At 39.1% G+C, this 20,587-nt stretch carries 20 protein-coding genes; 10 read left to right on the top strand and 10 right to left on the bottom strand.

What is annotated here, in order from left to right; genetic code table 11:
- Positions 1-451 precede the first annotated feature (451 nt).
- Positions 452-1,741 (bottom strand): DEAD/DEAH box helicase, encoded by a 1,290-nt coding sequence (locus Q0779_RS13640; RefSeq protein ID WP_298773348.1) that lies wholly within the window; start codon positions 1,739-1,741, stop codon positions 452-454.
- Between the two features lie 394 nt (positions 1,742-2,135).
- Here Q0779_RS13640 and rarD point away from each other — a divergent pair, with 394 nt between their 5' ends.
- Complete coding sequence (rarD, locus tag Q0779_RS13635; protein ID WP_298773345.1) at positions 2,136-3,032, top strand: EamA family transporter RarD; 897 nt, start codon at positions 2,136-2,138, stop codon at positions 3,030-3,032.
- 53 nt (positions 3,033-3,085) lie between these two features.
- Here rarD and Q0779_RS13630 read toward each other — a convergent pair whose 3' ends face one another.
- Genes Q0779_RS13630 through Q0779_RS13620 form a run of 3 tightly spaced genes read right to left on the bottom strand, consistent with a single transcriptional unit; the run spans position 3,086 to position 5,580 of the window.
- Complete coding sequence (locus Q0779_RS13630) at positions 3,086-3,358, bottom strand: hypothetical protein (RefSeq protein ID WP_298773343.1); 273 nt, start codon at positions 3,356-3,358, stop codon at positions 3,086-3,088.
- A 30-nt stretch (positions 3,359-3,388) separates the two neighbouring features.
- On the bottom strand, positions 3,389-4,363 hold the full coding sequence (locus Q0779_RS13625) for a carbohydrate kinase (protein ID WP_298773342.1): 975 nt from the start codon (positions 4,361-4,363) through the stop codon (positions 3,389-3,391).
- Complete coding sequence (locus tag Q0779_RS13620) at positions 4,360-5,580, bottom strand: AGE family epimerase/isomerase (protein WP_298773341.1); 1,221 nt, start codon at positions 5,578-5,580, stop codon at positions 4,360-4,362. The genes Q0779_RS13625 and Q0779_RS13620 overlap by 4 nt, the downstream gene beginning before the upstream one ends.
- 207 nt (positions 5,581-5,787) lie before the next feature.
- Here Q0779_RS13620 and Q0779_RS13615 point away from each other — a divergent pair, with 207 nt between their 5' ends.
- The 5 genes from Q0779_RS13615 (at position 5,788) to Q0779_RS13595 (ending at position 12,156) form a co-directional block, all read left to right on the top strand.
- A complete protein-coding gene (locus Q0779_RS13615; RefSeq protein ID WP_298773340.1) occupies positions 5,788-7,047 on the top strand; it encodes a sugar MFS transporter in 1,260 nt (419 codons plus the stop codon).
- A gap of 106 nt (positions 7,048-7,153) precedes the next feature.
- The gene (locus Q0779_RS13610; RefSeq protein WP_298773339.1) at positions 7,154-8,710 is read left to right on the top strand and encodes an MFS transporter; all 1,557 of its coding nucleotides are present in this window, start codon (positions 7,154-7,156) and stop codon (positions 8,708-8,710) included.
- A 396-nt stretch (positions 8,711-9,106) separates the two neighbouring features.
- Entirely contained in the window at positions 9,107-9,562 is a 456-nt protein-coding gene (locus tag Q0779_RS13605; protein WP_298773337.1) for a type III secretion system chaperone, read from the top strand.
- A gap of 27 nt (positions 9,563-9,589) precedes the next feature.
- The gene (locus Q0779_RS13600; protein ID WP_298773336.1) at positions 9,590-11,122 is read left to right on the top strand and encodes a hypothetical protein; all 1,533 of its coding nucleotides are present in this window, start codon (positions 9,590-9,592) and stop codon (positions 11,120-11,122) included.
- A gap of 194 nt (positions 11,123-11,316) precedes the next feature.
- On the top strand, positions 11,317-12,156 hold the full coding sequence (locus Q0779_RS13595) for a fumarylacetoacetate hydrolase family protein (protein WP_298773335.1): 840 nt from the start codon (positions 11,317-11,319) through the stop codon (positions 12,154-12,156).
- Positions 12,157-12,209: 53 nt separating this feature from the next.
- On the opposite strand, the gene ccmE is transcribed toward Q0779_RS13595, so the two are convergent.
- Genes ccmE through ccmA form a run of 5 tightly spaced genes read right to left on the bottom strand, consistent with a single transcriptional unit; the run spans position 12,210 to position 15,003 of the window.
- On the bottom strand, positions 12,210-12,692 hold the full coding sequence (gene ccmE, locus Q0779_RS13590) for a cytochrome c maturation protein CcmE (RefSeq protein WP_298773333.1): 483 nt from the start codon (positions 12,690-12,692) through the stop codon (positions 12,210-12,212).
- Positions 12,689-12,889, bottom strand: coding sequence for a heme exporter protein CcmD (gene ccmD, locus Q0779_RS13585; protein WP_298773332.1), 201 nt, complete (start codon positions 12,887-12,889; stop codon positions 12,689-12,691). Before ccmD ends, ccmE begins: the two co-directional genes overlap by 4 nt.
- Positions 12,889-13,635 (bottom strand): heme ABC transporter permease, encoded by a 747-nt coding sequence (locus tag Q0779_RS13580; RefSeq protein WP_298773331.1) that lies wholly within the window; start codon positions 13,633-13,635, stop codon positions 12,889-12,891. The genes ccmD and Q0779_RS13580 overlap by 1 nt, the downstream gene beginning before the upstream one ends.
- A 1-nt stretch (position 13,636) precedes the next feature.
- A complete protein-coding gene (gene ccmB, locus Q0779_RS13575) occupies positions 13,637-14,323 on the bottom strand; it encodes a heme exporter protein CcmB (protein ID WP_298773330.1) in 687 nt (228 codons plus the stop codon).
- 8 nt (positions 14,324-14,331) lie between these two features.
- Positions 14,332-15,003: a cytochrome c biogenesis heme-transporting ATPase CcmA gene (ccmA, locus tag Q0779_RS13570; protein WP_298773329.1), complete on the bottom strand. Its 672-nt coding sequence runs from the start codon at positions 15,001-15,003 to the stop codon at positions 14,332-14,334.
- A gap of 501 nt (positions 15,004-15,504) precedes the next feature.
- On the opposite strand from ccmA, the gene Q0779_RS13565 reads away from it, so the two are divergent.
- Positions 15,505-15,804, top strand: coding sequence for a c-type cytochrome (locus Q0779_RS13565; RefSeq protein ID WP_298773327.1), 300 nt, complete (start codon positions 15,505-15,507; stop codon positions 15,802-15,804).
- A gap of 62 nt (positions 15,805-15,866) precedes the next feature.
- On the opposite strand, the gene ccmI is transcribed toward Q0779_RS13565, so the two are convergent.
- Positions 15,867-17,087 (bottom strand): c-type cytochrome biogenesis protein CcmI, encoded by a 1,221-nt coding sequence (ccmI, locus tag Q0779_RS13560; RefSeq protein ID WP_298773326.1) that lies wholly within the window; start codon positions 17,085-17,087, stop codon positions 15,867-15,869.
- A 423-nt stretch (positions 17,088-17,510) separates the two neighbouring features.
- On the opposite strand from ccmI, the gene Q0779_RS13555 reads away from it, so the two are divergent.
- The 3 genes from Q0779_RS13555 to nrfF are packed head-to-tail and all read left to right on the top strand — an operon-like array spanning position 17,511 to position 20,549.
- Entirely contained in the window at positions 17,511-19,493 is a 1,983-nt protein-coding gene (locus tag Q0779_RS13555; protein WP_298773324.1) for a heme lyase CcmF/NrfE family subunit, read from the top strand.
- Positions 19,494-19,506: 13 nt separating this feature from the next.
- Positions 19,507-20,061, top strand: a complete 555-nt coding sequence (locus Q0779_RS13550) for a DsbE family thiol:disulfide interchange protein (protein WP_298773322.1) — start codon at positions 19,507-19,509, stop codon at positions 20,059-20,061.
- Positions 20,062-20,072: 11 nt separating this feature from the next.
- On the top strand, positions 20,073-20,549 hold the full coding sequence (nrfF, locus tag Q0779_RS13545) for a heme lyase NrfEFG subunit NrfF (RefSeq protein ID WP_298773320.1): 477 nt from the start codon (positions 20,073-20,075) through the stop codon (positions 20,547-20,549).
- The last annotated feature ends 38 nt before the right edge of the window (positions 20,550-20,587 follow it).

Genomic DNA, 20,587 nt, shown 5'->3' with positions numbered 1-20,587 from the left:
ATCATATTTATGGATAAATAAAAAGAATCTCATCGTACCAGACTTTTAAGTTATTCTGCTTTAGTATAATAATTTGGCTTAAGTTGATGAATAAATGACTGTAGCTTTGAGTCGTATATGATATTGGTGGTAATGTTTATGTTTTTAATTTTGTATTGTAATTTGTCATTTTATTGCACCTGAAATAATTTTATTCATAAAGTGTATTATATATTTTTAGATATAAGGTGAAGTACTTGGTTCTGTATCATTTAAGGTGTTCATATACGTTTTTTTTAATTATCGCAATTTTATTGCGACTTTAGAATAATAATCTTTAGTGTAAGAATGGGTCTTTAGGTGTATAGACTTTAGTTTGGTGTCTAAAGGTCATAACGGTTACAGTGAGCTTTATTAATATTATTTTTAAAAGGCACCAATGTAATTATTGGTGCCTTTTAAAAAGTGTGAGTTAACGTTTGTTACCCCAAGGGTTGATCGGGAGGGGGGCTTGATTGTTTTTTGTCTTTTTCTTTGCTGAAGACGATGTTTGTTTTGGTGCGGTTTTCTCTTTTTGAGTGATGACTTTTTTGTGCTTTGGCACATAATTTAAAATTGAGATGGGAACCATTTTTTTAGGTGAAAAACCATCAACTTCTTTACGGATAATGAGGTGACCTAACTTACTTTCGATAGCGCATAAGTTTTTAAAGTCATCTTTTGACACTAGTGAAACCGCTTCCCCTTGATTACCCGCGCGTCCGGTTCGGCCTATGCGATGAATGTAATCGTCAGCAGGGTAAGGTAAATCATAATTGACAACTCTTGGTAGGTCATTAATATCAATTCCACGAGCTGCAATGCCTGTTGCAATGAGTAGGTTTATTTTACCGGTTTTAAAGTTTGCTAAAATATTTTCACGTATTTCTTGGCTACGACCACTGTGTATACAGTCGGCTTTAATTCCACGTTTTTCTAGCTGACTCACAAGTTTCGCTGCACCTTGTTTTGTTTCAATAAAAATCAATGTTTGTTGCCAATTGTACTCATTAATAAGGTGGCTTAATAAGGCTGATTTTTTATCTTTATCAACGGTGATCAACCATTGATCGATTTGTGGACCATTGGCTTTATTCACCACTGAAATTTCGATGGGTTTTGCAATTGCTGTTTTGGCTAGTGCTTTAACTTGATGAGAAAGGGTCGCTGAAAATAACAAGTTTTGCCTATTTGCAGGCAGTTTATCCATGATTTTATTGATATCTTCAATGAAGCCCATATCGAGCATTCTATCGGCTTCATCTAAAACCAACATTTCCAGTTCGTCAAAATGAACAGCTCTTTGGGTGTACATATCGAGCAAACGGCCTGGAGTCGCCACTAAAATATCAACGCCTTCAATCAGCGCTTGTTTTTGTGGCTTGATATCTACCCCACCGTACATGGCTAAAGAGGTGAGATTAAGTGCAGAGCCGTATTTTTTTACATTAATATCAACTTGCACTGCAAGCTCTCGTGTGGGAGCGATAATTAATGCACGCACGCGTTTTTTTCGTATTGTTTCTGCAGTGCACAATTTTTCGAGTATGGGCAAAACAAAGCTGGCTGTTTTACCTGTTCCTGTTTGCGCGGCTGCAATGACATTTTTACCCGATAAGATAACAGGAATGGCTTTTTCCTGAATGGGAGTGGGTGTGGTGTAACCCTGTTTAGTAATGGCTGTGATGATTGGATCACTTAATCCCAGTTTAGAAAAAGGCATTTTTATCTCAATAGGTTATTTAATGGTAAGTCGTTAACATATCTGACTATTTGCATCGTTAAGGTACAAAAGCCGCATTGTAGGCATATTATATCAGTAAGTGAGTAATAAATATTTTTATACATTAATTTATAGGTGATTTGAATTCGAAGCATAGATCTCACTGGAGAAGGTTATGTTGCGAAAATGGTCGGATCTGTATGGTTTTTGTTATTTATTGGTTCGTAATTATGGCTGTAACACTATGTTTTTAATATGAATAAAACCATTAACAATAAATAATCTATAAATGATGATTTTGTACAAAAATAGACTTGCAATGTCATCCTGGTAAGCGTAAAAGCTTTTTTATGTTGTGGTTTTATGGATTGAAGTTTGCTATGAGAAGTTTGCTATGAATCGTTCTTTGCAAGGTAACTTGATTGCGATTGCCGCTTTTGCTGTGTGGGGGTTAACGCCATTGTTTTATGGCGTGCTCGACGGTCAAAATACGTTTGAATTACTCGCGCATCGTATTATTTGGTCTGTGCCTGTGGTTTTTTTATTCGGCTATTTGATGAATATTCGTTTTGATTTTATTCAAATTTTGGCTGACAAACGGTCTTTATTTTATAGTTTTCTAGCAGCTTCGGTCATGTGTGTGAGTTGGTATGCCTTTATTTATGCTGTGACACATAAGCAAGTGTTAACGGCAAGCTTAGGTTTTTTTATTAATCCATTGATCACCATTGCACTCAGTATTGTATTACTCAAAGAAAAGCCTACGACGGGGCAAGCTTTAGCGATTGTGTTGAGTGTTGTAGGGGTGGGATATTTGATATTAACCACAGGAAAGTTACCTATTCTTGCATTATTAATGGGAGGTTTCTTTGCCTTGTATGGTGTGTTAAAAAAACAGGTTCGTTATGATGCGATGACTTCTGTGATGGTGGAGTCTGTTGTACTGTTTCCCTTTGCATTGGGATTTGTTACATATGAAATCGCAACAGGATCAAGTGTGTTTATGCACAGTTCGCCAGTGACCCAGTTTTATTTCATATTGACGGCACCAGTGACATTAGTGCCTGTGATCTTGTTTTCGTTGGCGCTGAGGCGAACTTCATTGACGGCAATTGGTCTTATTCAATATCTGGAGCCGAGTTTACAGTTTATTTTGGCCACTTGGATATTTGGTGAAGTATTAGATATACATAGGTTAATTACTTTTTCATTTATTTGGTTGGGACTCGCGTGTTGCATGATTAAACGACCGCTTATATGGAATCGTCAAAACCTGAGTGTGAAATCCTAATATTAGCCTTTTTGCTTCCCCCGTCCACTTGAAGGTGAAAGGGGAAGTCAATGTTATTCCCCCTCTAACCAAGAGATATCGGGAAGCATATCTAAATGAGACTCATAGCGTGATAAATTGAAAGATGTTTGTTTTTGCATCACATCAAGGACTTCAACAGATAAAGCACAGGCGATTAATTCAATCGCTTCATCACGAGGTGTCCCCGTCATCATTAAGCGCATGAGTGTGCTTTTAACTTTAATGGGATCATTATCAGAGAGTTGATTTTCGACAATTTGTTTTAAATCGTCACCAGTCATCAAGGTTTCATTGTCACTGCTCATGTGTTTTATTACTCTATTTTATTATCTAACTTATGATACTCTTTTTTGGCTAAAAAGTGTGATATCTTCCATTGTGGGTAGTGAAGGGAAGGCTCCTTTTTGGGTGCAAGCAAAAGCACCACATAAAGTTGCAAAATCAATGATATGTTGTAGCTTATTTTGTTCATGTACTAGTTGGTTTAATACCTTTTCTTCATTGAGATATTGATTCAACTTAAAGAGCATGCCTCCGACAAATGCATCTCCCGCTGCAGTCGTATCGACAACTTGGATTGTTGGTATTTGGCACTCACCATGAAAGTTGGCAGTGTAATAGCGAACAGGTAGGTGACCGTTACTGATCATAATGATCGATACACCTTGTTTGAAACACTGCTGAATAAAGTCAGATTCTTGCTGTTCATGCCTGTGTGATAATAAAAAATCCAGCTCTTCTTGTGACAGTTTTAAGATGTCACAATGATGAATGCATTGCCATATTCGTTCAAAGGCTAATACATCGCTTTCCCATAAGTTTAAGCGTAAATTAACATCAAAACTGCGTAAACATTGATGTGTTTTTGCCAAGGTTAACCCATGTATGGTTGACTCATAGATGCTTTCTTCGGTGAGACTATTAGAACAGATGTGAAATAAACGATTATCTATGAAGGCTTGTGGGGTAAAGTCACTGGCAAGGAATAATAAATCTGCAGCGGGGGGGCGGTAAAAGCTAAAACTTCGCTCTCCATGAGCATCTAAAGAGACAAAAGCGAGTGCTGTTTTGGCTTTGGAGGTTTGCAAGCAGTAACGCGTATCCACCTGATGCTCGGTGAGTGATGTTAGCAAATAATCGCCAAACATGTCTTGTCCAAACATACCACAAAAAGCACTTTTTCCGCCTAATTTAGCATATGCAACAGTGACGTTTGCGGGAGCACCTCCTGGGTATTTGGTAAAGGTTTCTGGTGTATCGCCATTAGATAAGAAATCAATTAAGGCTTCCCCAAATGCAAGTAAACTCATAATGCTTGTTCCTTTAGTTGTATAGCTTTGATAACTTCGTAACAGGAGCCCATGGTGTGGTAGTCTGTTTTACCCCCTGCAGGGCTTTTTATATCATTATAATGATTATTTTGGGCATCTAATATGAAATACCAAGCGCCATACTGATGATCTACCATATGTTTCCAGCAATAAGACCAAATTTTTTGGTACCAGTCCCAATAGCTATCTTTCCCTGTAGTAAGGGCAAGTAAGGCGGCCGTTGCAAAGCTTTCTGCTTGTACCCAAAAATATTTATCGTTATAGCAAATATCTTTGTTTGGAGCAAAACCATAAAAAATCCCCCCATTAAGATCATCCCATGCGGTTTCCAACGCCGTCTCGAATAAAAACTCTGCACGTTCAATCATCCAGTTTTCAGGTTGGTGCCGGTATAAAATGCACAGTAGTTTAGCCCATTCAGTTTGGTGTCCGGGTTGATAACCCCAAGCACGATATAAATTATGAGGATCGTCTTTATTATAGTCCCAATCAATTTTCCAATCTGAAGTGTAGTGCTCCCAGATGAGGCCATCACTCATAGTGGCTTGCCTGACAGTGATGTTACGGGCGACTAAATACGCACGCTGTAAAAATTTGTGATCGGATGTGACTTCAAAGGCTGTGAGCATAGCTTCACACATATGCATATTGGCATTTTGACCTCTGTAATCACTAAGCTGGGTAAAATCAACATTATATTCATCTCGATATAAACCAAACTTTTCATCCCAAAAGTAATCTTCGAGTTGCAGCCATACTTGTTCTAGTTTAGCTTTTGAGGAAGTGATGCCCGCTTTATAGGCGAGTGAATGACTTAATAACACAAAGGCGAGTCCATAGCAGTGATTAGTATCGTCAATTACGATGTCATCAGATAATTGCCATGCATAGGTACCGGTTTTGGGATTTCTATGTACGGTTTCAATATAATCAATGCCTTGTTGAACTACTTCAAGATATTCTGATTGATTAAATTCAATTGCTGCCATGGCATAGTTAAAAACAAATCGACAACTTGAAACTAAATGGCGGTCTTTTTTGTTGTATATGTTACCGTCTATAGTGAAATTTTGAAAAAAACCATTGTTTTTGTCAATGCATTTGGGGTGGTAAAAGGCCATTGTTTGTTTAATGTGATCTTTAAGAAAGTGTAAGTTTTTAAAATCTGGAGTGGGTGTGCTTTTGGATGTATCCATTTGTTTATTCATTATTTTACTCGCTTTCTTTGTCAAAGTTAATGTGTGTTTTAATGATTAACTCATGTACATTCTCATTATTTAAATGGTTTTTGATTAGCTTGACATCATAGTCTAAATTGCTAGTGTGCGTTAGTTAACAAAAAATAATGGCTTCTTATCAAGTCTGAATCTATCATTAATTCATTGATACAAAGGGGTATGCTTGTGGCTGGAATTCCTACTTTCTCATCATCTGCTCAGTCTCAAGAACCTAGATTGGTTAATTATCGATTTCCATTAGCTTCTATGTGTGTTTTATTCTTTTTTATCGGTTTTATTACCGTATTAAATGATGTGTTAATTCCACATTTAAAAGAAATGTTTTCGTTAAATTATACCCAAGCAATGCTCATTCAGTTTTGTTTTTTTAGTGCTTATTTTATTGTTTCTGTGCCTGCAGGTTTCTTAGTTCATAATGTCGGGTATAAAAAAACCGTTGTGATAGGTTTATTGACAGCCGCATTAGGCTGTGGACTTTTCTATCCGGCCGCTTCTTTACATATTTATGGATTCTTTTTACTGGCTTTATTTGTACTTGCTAGTGGACTGACAATTTTACAGGTATCCATAAACCCTTATGTGGCTGCTTTAGGGCCTGAACGTATGGCGTCGAGTCGACTCAATTTAGCACAAGCATTGAATTCGCTTGGCACGACAATTGGGCCATTTTTTGCCGGAATGATGTTACTGTCGACTGCTGGAGTGGCTGCCGGCGCAGCGGCGGTGAAGATGGAATATTTGCTGTTGGCAGGCGTTCTTATTATTGCCGCCTTTGTTGTCAAATCATTGAAGTTACCAGAAATAAATCACGATGTTGATATCGTCGAGGTCAACGATGGTAGAAGCATATGGCAAGCGAAACAAACGCTTTTTGGAGCGTGCGCGATCTTTTTTTATGTGGGAGCTGAAGTGGGGATAGGTAGTTTTCTTATTAATTATTTTGAATTACATCATATTGGTAATATACCAGCAGAAAAAGCAGCCCATTTTGTTGGATATTATTGGGGAGGCGCTATGATTGGTCGTTTTATCGGCGCCGTGGTGACACGAGTCGTTAAACCTCAATTTGCCCTCATGTTTAATGGTTCTATGGCAATTTTACTCTTATGTATTTCCATGAATAGTCATGGTTATATTGCTATGTGGTCTATTTTAGCTGTAGGGTTATTCAATTCTATTATGTTCCCGACGATTTTTTCACTGGCGATTAAAGGGCTTGAGAAGCATACGAGTCGAGGTTCTGGTTTGCTTTGCTTGGCGATTGTGGGTGGTGCTATTATGCCTTTAGTTCAAGGAGGTGTCGCGGATATGACAGATGTGCAAGCCAGTTTCATTGTTCCTGCATTGAGTTATTTAGTGATTATTGGTTTTGCGATTAAAGCCCCTAAATTAGTGGATAAATGGCGTCAGTTAAAAGTGAATTAACCTTTTCGGGCACACTTTTCATGTGTGCCAGTACAATTTCTATTCATGAATTTTCCAGTCAACTACACTAAGTGTCAAGTAAGTGCTGAGTTTAAGTAGGCGTAATGTGACGACACGTGTTACCGGTAAAGACATCGATGCATTTCGTTATCGTTGGTGGTTGCTTTCAGGTTTAGGCTTGGGCTTGATGATCATTAATCTTGATGTCACGATTATTAATTTGGCCTTGCCTGTTATTGGTGATGTTTTTTCAGCGACTTTGTCTCAGTTGCAATGGATTAATAATATTTATTTGATTGCAATGGGTGGCTTAATGGTCACGACGGGCAAGTTGGGAGACCGCTTTGGCCATAAATTGATCATGATGCTCGGTGTGACCATTTTTCTTGTGGGTTCTTTATTGGCCAGTTTTGCGCCTAACCTCTGGACCATCATTATAGGCAGATTTGTACAAGGTGTGGGAATGGCGGGAACCTTCGGTATGGTTTTTGTCATTGCGGCAGGGCATTTCCCTAAGCATCAGCAAGGCTTAGCTGTGAGTATCATGGTTGTGTTTACGGCGGTAGCCCAATCATTAGGACCAACGCTTGGTGGATTAATCGTTGAGCATTGGGGCTGGCGTTGGGCTTTTTTGATCAATGTGCCAGTGTGTTTACTATGTTTGCTTATTGTGTTTCTGACAGCAAGACACGATAAAGGAAACAGACAAGTTAATGTTCATTTGCCTTCGAGTTTTTTTGTATTAGTTGCCTTTTTATTGATTTTATATGCTTTTAATATTGTCTCTATGACTGGAGTGTTGAGTTCCCCTTTTTTAATCACACTTATTCTTGGCTGTATTGTGCTTGCAAGTACATTGTATTGGCAAAAGCTTTTGCCTCAGCCTTTGATAAATCTATCCCTTTTTAGGCAAAAGCTATTTTTAGGCTTGTTAATAACACGTGCTTGTTTTCAAGTCTTATTTGGTTCATTTTTATTTATTTTACCTCTGTATTTAGAAAACATTTTGCACTTTACCCCTGCAACTGCTGGTCTGGTAATGTTGATTATGACAGGCTTTTTATGTTTAGCTTCTATTGTTGCGGGCCAATGTAATAGTCGTTTTGGCCCGTTACCCTCCATCGTTGTTGCTCAGTTTATTGGTTTTTTAGGGGCGATATTTTTAGTCTCAATGCCAGAAACATTATCTTGGTTATATTTAATTGCAGGAATGGTATGTGTTGGAATTACAGTCGGGTTAATGTATGCATCAACGAATTTAGCTGCCGTCCAAGTTGCGCCTAAAAGTGAAAAAGGGGCAGCTTATGGTTTGTTTATTTCTCATACGTATTTATGGTATGCCTGTGGGATTGCTGGAGCGGGTATATTATTGAGTACAGTGACGCTTAATACCTTTTTGGGGTTGGCGGGGGATTTGATGACGCAAACGGGAGCACCAAGCGTTGAAAGTATACTGCCTTTTATCACAGGTGCTCAGCCTTTAGATAAAATTTTACCATTGTTTCATGATACACCTGCTGATACGCCCATTCTTGAATGGGGAAAGGCTGCTTTTCATAGTGGGTTTCATGCGCTAATGTTGGTTTATCTATTTTTATCTTTCATTGGATTGTGTGCCAGTTTACTTTTTAAGAACACGTCACATTTATTACATGGTGACTAAGAAATGGTTGGTATCTTGATTGACTTATCATGGTAAAGTTAAGTTAGTTGGTCTATTTTAATGGTAAGGTTAATATATTTTAGCTTGTTAAATTTAGTAGGTTTTATATAAGTATTTTATTTTAATGATAGAAAAAAATATATATTTATGTTTTTCATTATGATGTTAGTTTTATTTTAATACACTTCGCAAACTAATTGGTTGAATTTTGAGTCGGTTGGTTTAATTTAGAGCTAAATTTAACTTTTATTATTACAATGTGATTTAATTAATCATGTTTTTTGCTTTTTACGTATATTTTTATGACGTATTTATTTTTGACATTGTTTTTTATTTATATATTATGCCCCGCTGTTTTTAATCAGTTTCAATTTATAAGGTGAGTTAGATATTATTATGATAGATATTTTTGTTGATAAACTATCTAAACATTACGGGTTAGTCATTCCACCATTAGACAGTAATAATGGTTTTGTTATTCGGCTCGATAATAGTGTTGAGGTGTATATTTCACAACAAAATGAAGACGGTTGTAAAGTCCATTTTTCGTCAGTTTTGGCAGAGTTATTGGACCTCACTACTACGGAAGAATTTTATTCCAAGCTATTGCAAGCTCAATATTTAGGAAGAGAAACGAATGGATATTTTTTTGGTTTAAATGCTGATGCAGACGCTGTGATGCTATCTCATTCAATAAGTTTAACATACGAGAATCATGAATCATTTTTAGAACAGCTTATTAGCTTTTCTAAAGTGGTTGCGCAGTGGCAGCAAAACATAAAAGAATTCAGTATGAATTCAGTAGCCAACAGAATGCCAACGTTAACATCTAATGCAATGCAGTTTGCCTAACTTACTATTTATTGGGAATAGCCTAAAATGCCACAAATTCTTTCAGGATCACAAAGTACGAATACCAGCTTATCAGTAAGTGCTAATGCAAATACATCGACTAATATACAAGGGCATCAAATAGAATTACGTCCTGCGAGTGAGCAATTACAGACACAAATGACGCCTATGAGAGAGGTTTCATCTAGTCATACTTCAATCGTTGAGCCTAGAGTGACAGATGTGATGCCAATACATCATACTGAACAATATAGTATCAATAAAGTCAATAACTTAAAAACGGCTATGTTTAATCGTGCATACCGATTACCTATGCAAATTGGAACAAATAGAGCGGCTTTGGAAGATCCTAAGTATAAAGACGTGAAAATGAAGCCTGAATTACGAGCGCGTCAAAATAGTCAGGAAGAAATCATGCAGCATAGTTCTTTTCCTAAACTAGGAAGTGGATTGCAGAGATCACATTCGGTGGGAGTTATGTCTGATTTCTTTAGGTTTAATAGTTTATCAGAAAAAGCTACGCAGATCCGAGCTCGATTTGATATTCCACAATTACTTGCAAGAGATGAAGCAACGATTAAGGCTTCTAGAGAAGCATTAGTGCAAAATAATTATGTGATGTTAGGCTGCCATGGGACTGGGCAAGCTGGAATGAATGCCATGGTCAGCGATGGAATCAGCAATGCGTTTGGTGGTGGTGACGAGCGTGGACCAGGATTCTATATCGGTCAATATATTGAAGGAAGAGATGGAATTTATGATAGTTATGGAGATAGTAACGACAAGAAAATATTAGAAGTTTGGATCCCTAAAGCATTAGAAAAGAAGATGACGGGCTGGGGAACAATAGGTAAGGGTCACTTAGAGCAAAAAACAGGTATGTTAGAGGCACGTTCAAGTGATTACCAAATGAAGAAAGAAATAGAAATGGTGATCCCATATGAGTTTACCGATGCTTGTATTATATTACCTCATAGACGAGTTGGTGATGATGAAGTTACAGGCACAATAACAGAAGGTCTTCGATCTGAGCATCTTGCCCAATTGCCTGCTTTTGAAGTTGCCACAACACTGAAGCCTGATAACGATGGACTTGATGCTGCATCTCTTCATCGTTTAAGCTTGTTAGTCAATAACGATATTAAGCAATTATCTTTAGGATTTCCTACCTTGCCTGAGATTAGTCGCTTGACTGATATATCGGAAGTTCAAAATAAAATTAATTTAATACAATCAAGTATAGATCAATTAGCAAGCCGCCAAGCTGAAGTGGAGCAGTATGCGGGCGCGGTGGAGTTATTGCACCCTGATTTGCAAGCTAACTATGCTTCAATTACTCAAAATATTAATGATATATTGAGTGAAGATGTTAATGCTTATCCGGATGGTTGGCATTCATTGCTCGAAGATTTGCAAGATAGAAAGAGAGAACTACAACAAGAGATAGAACGAGCAGTATCCCAGGTTCTTGTTAATCAGACTGTTACTCAAGAAGATGAAAGTGAAGATGATTCTGTCATTTCCAATTTATTTGAAAGTGATAGCGAGAGTGAAGACTAAATTTTATGAGTGTGATCCCTTAAGAGGTGCTTATTGTTAGGTATCTCTTATAAAAAGAGAACTGCTAAATGTAACTAGTGTTAATTTATTTATTGTCAACACCATTAGAACTTACAAAACTAAATGAAAATTAACTGTTACCGCGATCAATGATGAACAATACTTAAGATCTATATTGATCGGAGTAAAGCTGAATGAAGTTAATGCGATTTGGCCAAAAAGGTCAAGAAAAGCCTGGTGTGATCATTGATGATAAAGCTTATGACTGCTCATCTTTAGTGGATGACTGGCAAGGCCAAACCTTATCAAAGATTGACCGAACGGCAATATTGCAACAGGTTAAACAAGGTAAATTGGTTCAGATTGGCGATACAGTGCGTCGAGCTCCTTGTGTTGCTAGGCCGCCGAAGTTAATCGGAATAGGGTTAAATTATTTAGATCATGCACGCGAGTTAAGCTTAACCCCCCCAGATGAACCATTGATTTTTTTTAAGGCGAATAATATTACTGCAGGGGCGTTTGATGATCTTTATCTTCCTCCTCATGCTAAGCAGGTGGATTGGGAGGTAGAGTTAGGGATAGTTATAGGTCAAGACGCCTTTAATCTCAATAATCTTGCCGAGGCTGAGGATGCTATCTTAGGCTATACCATAGTCAATGATATTACCGACAGGTATTGGCAATTTGATAGGCAAGGTCAGTGGACCAAAGGCAAGTCTTACCCAGGTTTTTGTACTGTTGGCCCGTGGATGTCTTTTAAAGAAGATGTGCAAGTTGATAACTTAACCCTTTCACTGTCAGTTAATAATCAAGTTAAGCAAGTCAGTAATACTAAGCAACTTATTTTTAGCCCGGCTCAACTAGTGCACTATCTCTCGCAGTTTATGTCACTTGAAGCGGGAGATTTAATTTGTACAGGTACGCCTGGTGGGATAGGTTATTCTTTAACACCGCAACAATTTTTGCATGCAGGTGATATTGTTACTGCGAGTATTGAGGGTTTAGGTCATTTAGAGCAACGCTGTTATAGTTAGATGAATAGCCTCAATGGCTTATCGAAGACCATTGAGGCATTGCTTATTCATTTTTATTGATTTAACTGTTCATTACTATAATCGATTTTTTTATATTTTTTTCCCATGGCTTCAGCGACTTCTGGTGGCATGTAATTTTCGTCATGTTTGGCAAGCACTTCGGTAGCTTCCACGCGATTTGGTGAAATTAACACCCCTTGTGCGACTATGCCTTGGCCTTCTCTGAATAAATCGGGTAATAAATCATCAAAGGTGACGATCACTTCGCCACCTGAACCATCATGTATGGCAAATTCAACATAGAGACTATCTGGATCCCTGTTCATTGAGCCCATAGTGACCATCCCCCCCACACGGATCCGTTGACCAAGTTCGGGTTTGATACCGGTATCTTGTTTACCGTGTAAAATCTCTGACGGGGTGAAAAACAGATTCATATTACTGTTTAATGCATATAACAATAAAGAAGTGACTGCTGCAACCCCTGCAATAAGCGTAACGGCTAATGTGAGTCTTTTTTTGCGTCTTGAATTCACTGTTTATTACTCCGTCTGGCTTTTAATAATTGTTCTCTTTGTATTTTTTGATTGATCTGTTTAAACAAGAGTTTCTTTTTTGTTCGGCTTAGGATGATCAATAATCCAAAACAAGCCAAAGTGATACCATAAGATAACCATACATATAATGCATAGCCTCCCATGTTGAAAAAATCGCTAATACTGTCAAATTGCATTAATGGGATCCTTCTATTTGAGCAAGTTCTCTGACCCAAGGGCGCATACTGTTTCTGGTGAGGATCTCAGTGCGAAAACGCAGTAATGTGATAGCGCCTAAGAGCAGCCCAAAACCAACAATATTGATAAGCAACGGATAGAGCATGTCACTAGACATTGTTGATTCTTCAGTGATTTTAATAGTTGATGGTTGATGCAGTGAGCTCCACCAATCGACAGAATATTTAATAATTGGAATATTCACAACACCGACAATGGCTAAAATACCCGCGGCTCTCGCTGCAAGGGTTTTGTCTTCAAATGAAGCGTAAAGTGAAATGACACCTAAATACAAGAAGAGTAAAATGAGCTCTGATGTCAGTCTGGCATCCCAAACCCACCAAGTGCCCCACATAGGTTTGCCCCAAGCAGCGCCAGTCACTAGAGCGATTAACGTCATGACTGCACCAACGGGCGCGATAGAGGCGGCGACCCAATCAGCCGATTTTATTTGCCAGACTATGCCCACAAAAGAGGCACTGGCCATGGCAATATAGGCTGTCATGGACATGGAGGCCGCAGGCACGTGGATGAAGATAATACGATAGCTATCACCTTGTTGATAATCGCTGGGGGCGAAAAGTAGACCCCAAATCGTCCCTACACTAATAAACACTAAGGCCAAATAGCTAAACCAAGGTAGCAAGGTATTTGATAAACGGTATGCCTTCTGAGGATCGGCATATGAATGTAACCATTTCCACATATTAATTAATACTCACTCTTAATGAGGCACCAATTGCAAAAGGGGCCAAAATCAATGATGTTATTAGCATTGCGCCGATAATGGCGAGCTGCCCGTTATAAACTAAATTCATGCTTGCAGCGTCTATTGCGCTGGTTGAAAAAATTAAAACAGGAATATATAAGGGTAAAATCAGTAAGCTGAGCAGTACGCCTCCCTTGGGAAGTCCTACTGTTAATGCAGCGCCAATGGCACCCAATAAGCTTAAAATCGGTGTTCCAAGTGCTAACGTGATGAATAATGCGCTATAACTTTGAGGCTCAAGGTGTAACAATAGCGCCAATAAAGGGGCGATAATGATGAGCGGGATCCCTGTCAGGATCCAATGTGCAATGACCTTTGCTGAAACTAATAAGGTTAGCGGGTGTGGGCTGAGTAGCATTTGTTCAAGGCTGCCATCAAGGTGATCGGCCTTAAACAGCCGCTCGAGTGATAACATTGAAGATAATAAAGCGGCGACCCAAATGCATCCCGGTGCTATTTTACTTAATGTTTGTGGCTCTGGGCCAATGGCCAATGGAAACAACACGATCACTAGAATAAAAAATAATAGAGGATTGAAAATATCATTACGATGACGCACCGCAACATGTAAATCACGTAAGAGGACGGCTAGAAATGCGCGGGAATAACTCATGTTTTTTTGCATAACATTTCTCATAGCATATGATAATCGAGTTGGATTTTTTTCAGTGTCTGTGAATCGATAAGATTCATATCTTGATGTGTCGTTAAAATAACGCATCCTCCTCGGTTAGCATGCTCAATAAATAAGCTTTCTAACTGACAGACGCCTTTTTTATCAATGGCAGTAAAAGGCTCATCTAAAATCCAAATATTGGCATTATTATGCCATAAGCGTCCTAAAGCGGTGCGCCGATGTTGTCCTGCCGACAAATGTCCGGTCAAACTATCCTCAAAACCAAAGAGGCCCACTTTGTTTAAAATATCAACAGAGTCAAAGTTATAATAACCCATTAGTGTGAGGTTAAAGTTGAGGTTTTCTGTTGCAGTCAGTTCACTTTTAACACCGGGTAAATGCCCTAAATAAAGTAAGTCATTTTGGTAATCATCGCGGCAAGATGTAATAGGTTGCTGTTTAAAAAGAACTTGACCAGAATAGGGGCGTGATAGGCCTGCTAAAATGCGTAATAGGCTGGTTTTACCTGCACCATTTGGGCCTTCGATTTGAACGATATCACCGCTGTTAATATCGAAGCTGAGCTCATCAAATAAAATACGTTCTTCACGAATACAGGTGAGATCTGTAGCACTAAGGAGTGTTTTATGTTTTGTCGGTACTACCACGCTATCACCTAATGCAATCATGTCATTTATATTATTATTTATTTCATGGCTTTAATTCATATTGTGAATATAAAACCTGAAATTGTTTATTGACCTTGTGTCTCTATTTCATTTTATTGATTGTGTTAACGCAGCATATCGAATCATTAGCGTATTCAACCGTGGGCGATATTAACATAAATAGGCCAAGGGGTTTAGTATTGGTTAACTTTGTGTGTCGAATATTTGATCTGGGTATCTTAATTACACTTCACATTTTTGACTTTTAGTGTCTTAAAGCAAGAGCGCTATATTGCGTTCACATCTGTTATTCAGCAATAGCTAATGTGCAATTATAGCGCTATTTTTGTACTAAAATCGAGATCTAGGTGGCATTTTAGTCACAAAAAGGTGAGATTTGTTACCTTTTGTAGTAGGCTTGTCGCGCTAAAAAAGAGTCCGCTTCATTGGATCGAAAGACCCAAATTTTATAATAAAAAGCGGCGTTGGGCTTTGTATGTATTTGCATTAGGAACATAAATCATGAAAAAACGGTTAACTATGACTGCTGTAGCAGCATTAACCTTGTCCGCTAGCGTTTTCGCCCAAACAGGCGAAGAAGTGTATAACAAGGCATGTCAAGTATGTCACAGTATGGGCGTTGCAGGCGCACCAAAAGTGAATGATGTTGCTGCATGGGAACCTCGTTTGACGCAAGGTATGGAAACATTAATCGCGACTGTGAAAGCGGGTAAAAATGCGATGCCACCAGGTGGAATGTGCATGGATTGTACCGATGAAGATTACAAAAATGCCATCGAATTTATGTCTAAGGCAAAATAATATTTTGATTGCTTTTTTACATTAAAAAACCGGCAATTGCCGGTTTTTTTGTTCCTGACTTTCTATTTTATCAGCGTATCCAGTGTGAGTTTTACAGTTTCACTTACTTGTACGTTGATGACCTGGCCTTTGAGATCCCCCGGTTGAGGTCGGAGTGTGTTATGTTTTGATAATACGGCGATGATCTCAAGTGTTTCACCTTTTGTGAGTGCTCGCTTACCAATCCTATCATTGTTGCTTAATATCACTTGTTCAGGCAGTGGGTTTGCTGAAATTTTTGTGGCCACTAAGGGGGTTTTAGGCGCCGTTAGGGTGCGAGCAAAAATAAACAGCGTATCATCTGCGTTTACGTGAGCTTGTAATGCCTTATCTACGCTAATATTGATTGTCAGTGACGTATCGGCAGCATTTTCACTTGTGACTTGGGGATGATTTTCTTCAAGTTGTGCCTTGGCATTATTAATGGCGTTAGTGATAGCTTCTCTATCAATATTATCTTGGTTGGTATCGAGAATAAGTTGCCATGCATCAATGGCTGCTTGATATTGTCCATTGAGAAAAGCGTCCATTCCCACTAATAATAAGGTTGAAGGATCGGTCGGGTTAAGCGTTAAAGACTGTTTAATGAGTGATTGAACTTCAGGGGTGAGCTGTTGCTGAGCATCGTAGTACATTGCCGTGGCCTTTGGGCCGAGTAATTCAGCATGAACGCCAGCCAATGCAATGGCTTTATCAAAGGCATGGATGGCATTTTTATATTGATTGATTGCCATATAAGCGTGACCTAGACTGAACCATAATTGACTGTTATCAGGTTGCACTTTAGCTTGTGCTTGCATCATTTCAATGCGGTCCATCATGCTCAAAGGGCCTTTTTTCTGGTGTTGAACAGAATTAGCCCATTCAAGGGCTTGATAGGCGCCAATGGAGGAATAAAGGTAACCCGATATTCCAAGCACGATGAGGGTCATTAAACTAGGCCAAAACAGGCCTTTAGTTTGAGTGTGGGGCAGTAATGCTTCGTCTTCGCCTTGCTTAATGTCTTGCAATAGCCCTATTTCAAGCTCTTGTTTGAGAGAATCAAATTCATGTTGATCTAATAAGTTATCTTTTAATTCTTGCTCTAATACTTGTATTCTTTGATTAAACAAAGTGAGGTTAGTTTGGTTACGGACGGTTTTTGTTTGTGTTTTCAATAGCGTCGATTGACGAAAATGGGGTAACCAGATCAATAGGATACTGACTAATATGAATAACGCTAAAAAAATCCATAATGTGGTCATTATTTTATTTCGCTTAAATTTGAGTGATCAAAGGCGGCAGTACCGCTGAATTGGTTGCCGATTATACATTCATTACACACTAATATAACCTTAATTTCTCAGTCTTGAGTTTTGCTTCACATTTTCAAGTGGAAATCACCGTCATTTCGATATTGATATGAGACGGATCACGCAGTTTTTTGCGAAATAAGCAGACATAGGGCGTGACAAACACTAAAATAGCGCAAATTAACACCCGCGCTAAATCGTTAACGAGTCGAAAGAGTATAACCTTTTTTGGTTAACTATTGAGTAACATAATGTTGTTTAAGCATTTACTCTATTGGCCGCAACATAAATAAGAAAGTGGGAAGCGATAATGACGGATGTCGATTGGTCATCTTTTGTTGAGCAGAGACTATTCAAAATGAAAGAGGTAACAGCATGATCCCAGAACTTGGACATTTTTCGCTGATTTTAGGCTTGGCGTTTGCCTTGCTATTGGCGACAGTCCCATTAGTGGGTGTCGCCCGAAAAGATCAATATCTTGTCGGTTACGCACGCCCTTTAACCTATGGCATGTTTACATTTATTAGCTTTGCTATTTTAGCATTAGGTTATAGTTTTGCTGTCGATGATTTTTCTGTTGCTTATGTCGCCAACCATTCTAACTCTTTATTGCCTTTTTTCTTTAAATTAGCCGCCGTTTGGGGCGGCCATGAAGGTTCTTTACTGTTTTGGGTGTTTGCTTTATCGGTTTGGACTGTTGCTGTGGCGTTATTGAGCCGGAATTTAGAAGCGGCTTTTGTTGCGCGAGTGCTGGCGATTTTGGCCCTAGTGATCGCGGGTTTTGTGTTTTTCATGCTACTCACATCAAATCCTTTTGAACGCTTATTTCCCATGCCAATGGAAGGGCGTGACTTAAACCCTATGTTGCAAGATGTGGGCCTGATTATTCATCCGCCTATGCTGTATTTAGGCTATGTCGGTTTTTCGGTAAGCTTTGCTTTTGCTATTGCCGCGTTAATGAGCGGAAGACTGGATTCTGCATGGGCTCGTTGGACGCGTCCATGGACCTTAACGGCTTGGGTTTTCTTAACTGCTGGTATTGCGTTAGGGTCTTGGTGGGCCTATTACGAATTGGGTTGGGGGGGCTGGTGGTTCTGGGATCCGGTTGAAAATGCATCGTTTATGCCTTGGTTAATTGGCACGGCATTAGTGCACTCTCTCATTGTGACTGAAAAACGTGGCACCTTTAGAAATTGGACGGTGTTATTGTCGATTTTTGCATTTTCTTTAAGCTTATTAGGCACCTTTATTGTCCGCTCTGGAGTGTTAACCTCGGTGCATTCCTTTGCCTCCGACCCTAGTCGTGGCATGTTTATTTTACTCTTGCTTGGGATCACGGTTGGTGGTTCATTAACCTTATTTGCGTTTAGAGCAAGTAATATGAAAAGCCCTGCAAGATTTGAATTAAACTCAAAAGAGACCATGTTATTGGCGTGTAATTTAATTCTCACCGTTGCATGTGGAACAGTATTATTAGGGACCTTATATCCACTGATTATTGATGGTTTAGGGATGGGGAAAATTTCAGTGGGCCCACCTTATTTTAATGCCGTATTTGTGCCTATCGTATTGGTATTATTTGGCGTCATGGGGATAGGTCCCATTATCCGCTGGAAAAAATCCAAAGCAGGTGAATTAAAAAAGCAGTTATTACTGCCTGCAGTTGTTGCTTTATTGACTGGTATCGCAGTGCCTTTCATTGCTGGCGGCGCGTTTAACCTTTGGGTGATGTTAGGTATCACGGCCGCGACTTGGGTCACGCTTGCTACATTAAAGGCGGGGTATCATTTACTAACAAACAGCCAAGGGCAATTACAATTTAGCCGTTTAACGGGTAGCCAATGGGGTATGTTGATAGCACACATTGGAATAGCGGTATCCATTGTTGGTGCGACCATGGTGTCGAATTATTCCATTGAGAAAAGTGTGCGTATGGGGCCTGGGATCACTAAAGAGCTTGCGGGTTATGAGTTTAGTTATCTTGAAACAAAACAGGTTCCTGGGCCAAATTACATGGCGCAGCAAGGGCAAATTCAGGTATCAAAGAACGGTAATCCGGTGGCATTATTGCAACCAGAAAGACGCCAATATACGGTTCAGGTTATGAGCATGACTGAAGCGGGTATTGATTGGGGAATATTTCGCGATCTTTATATTACCATGGGCGATCCGATAAATAGCACTGAGTTTGCGGTTCGTTTAAACTATAAGCCTTTTGTTCGTTGGTTATGGTTTGGTGCCATTTTCATGTCATTAGGTGGTTTGTTAGCAGCATTGGATAAGCGTTATCGTCAACGTAAAACAGTGGCTCAAGCAAAAAAAGCGGCCCCAATTGATAATGAATTAGTGACAGTATAATAGGTGAGGCGAGATGAAGAAATTAATATTATTTATTCCATTAGCCGTATTTTTAGTGATGGGCGTTCTTTTATATCGCGGATTATTTTTAAATCCGCAAAAGCTGGATTCTGCACTGGAAGGGAAGCCCGTTCCGCATTTTCAGTTACAGGATTTAGACAGTCCTGATGAGTTACTCACTAATGATGATATTCAAGGGCAAGTTGCTTTACTGAATGTATGGGGAACTTGGTGCCCCTCTTGTATGTATGAACATCCATTTTTAATGCGTTTAGCAAAGCAAAATATTTTACCTATTTATGGCATTAATTATCGTGATGAACGAGAGGCGGCGATAAAGTTGCTCGCAAAAGACGGTAATCCTTATGTACTGAATCTGTTTGATGATAAAGGACGTTTAGGCTTAGATCTCGGAGTGTATGGCGCGCCAGAAAGTTTTCTGGTGGATCATAAAGGCATTATTCGTTTCCGCTTTGCTGGCCCCATTGACAATCAGGTTTGGACTGACACTTTATTGCCCATGGTGAAGCGGCTTCAAGCTGAGGCGAAAGAGGCACAGCGTTTATGATGGTGTTCAATATGAGATCTTTAGTGCTGAGCTTGATGCTTTTTTTCGGTGTGAGTACGTTGGCACAGGCTACCCCAGTTGATACTTATCAATTTCAATCAGAGGTGAATCAAGTTCGTGCATTGTCAATTGCCAATGAATTGCGTTGTCCACAGTGTCAAAATCAAAATTTGATCGATTCAAATTCTCCTGTTGCTCAGGATCTGCGTTTAGTCGTTTTTAAGATGGTGGATGCGGGTAAGAGTGATCGTGAAATTATTGAATTTATGACTAGCCGTTATGGTGAGTTTGTCCTTTATAAACCTAAAATGGAGCCTAAAACCTATTTACTCTGGTTGGGTCCCTCTCTTTTGCTGATTATGGCTTTCTTGATTGGGTTTATGTTTATCCGTAGGCATAGCGCGAAAGTGAATACTGCTCAAACGATGACTGAAGAAGAGCAGGCAAGGTTAGCTGAGCTGCTCAAACAAAATAAAGCGTCAGAGTGAGTGATAATGACAAAGAGGAATGAACTTCCTCTTTTGCA

The sequence above is a fragment of the uncultured Shewanella sp. genome, from assembly GCF_947491715.1.
GTDB lineage: Bacteria > Pseudomonadota > Gammaproteobacteria > Enterobacterales > Shewanellaceae > Shewanella.
Note: the sequence above shows the minus strand (reverse complement) of the source record. Positions and strands in the feature narration are given on the sequence as shown.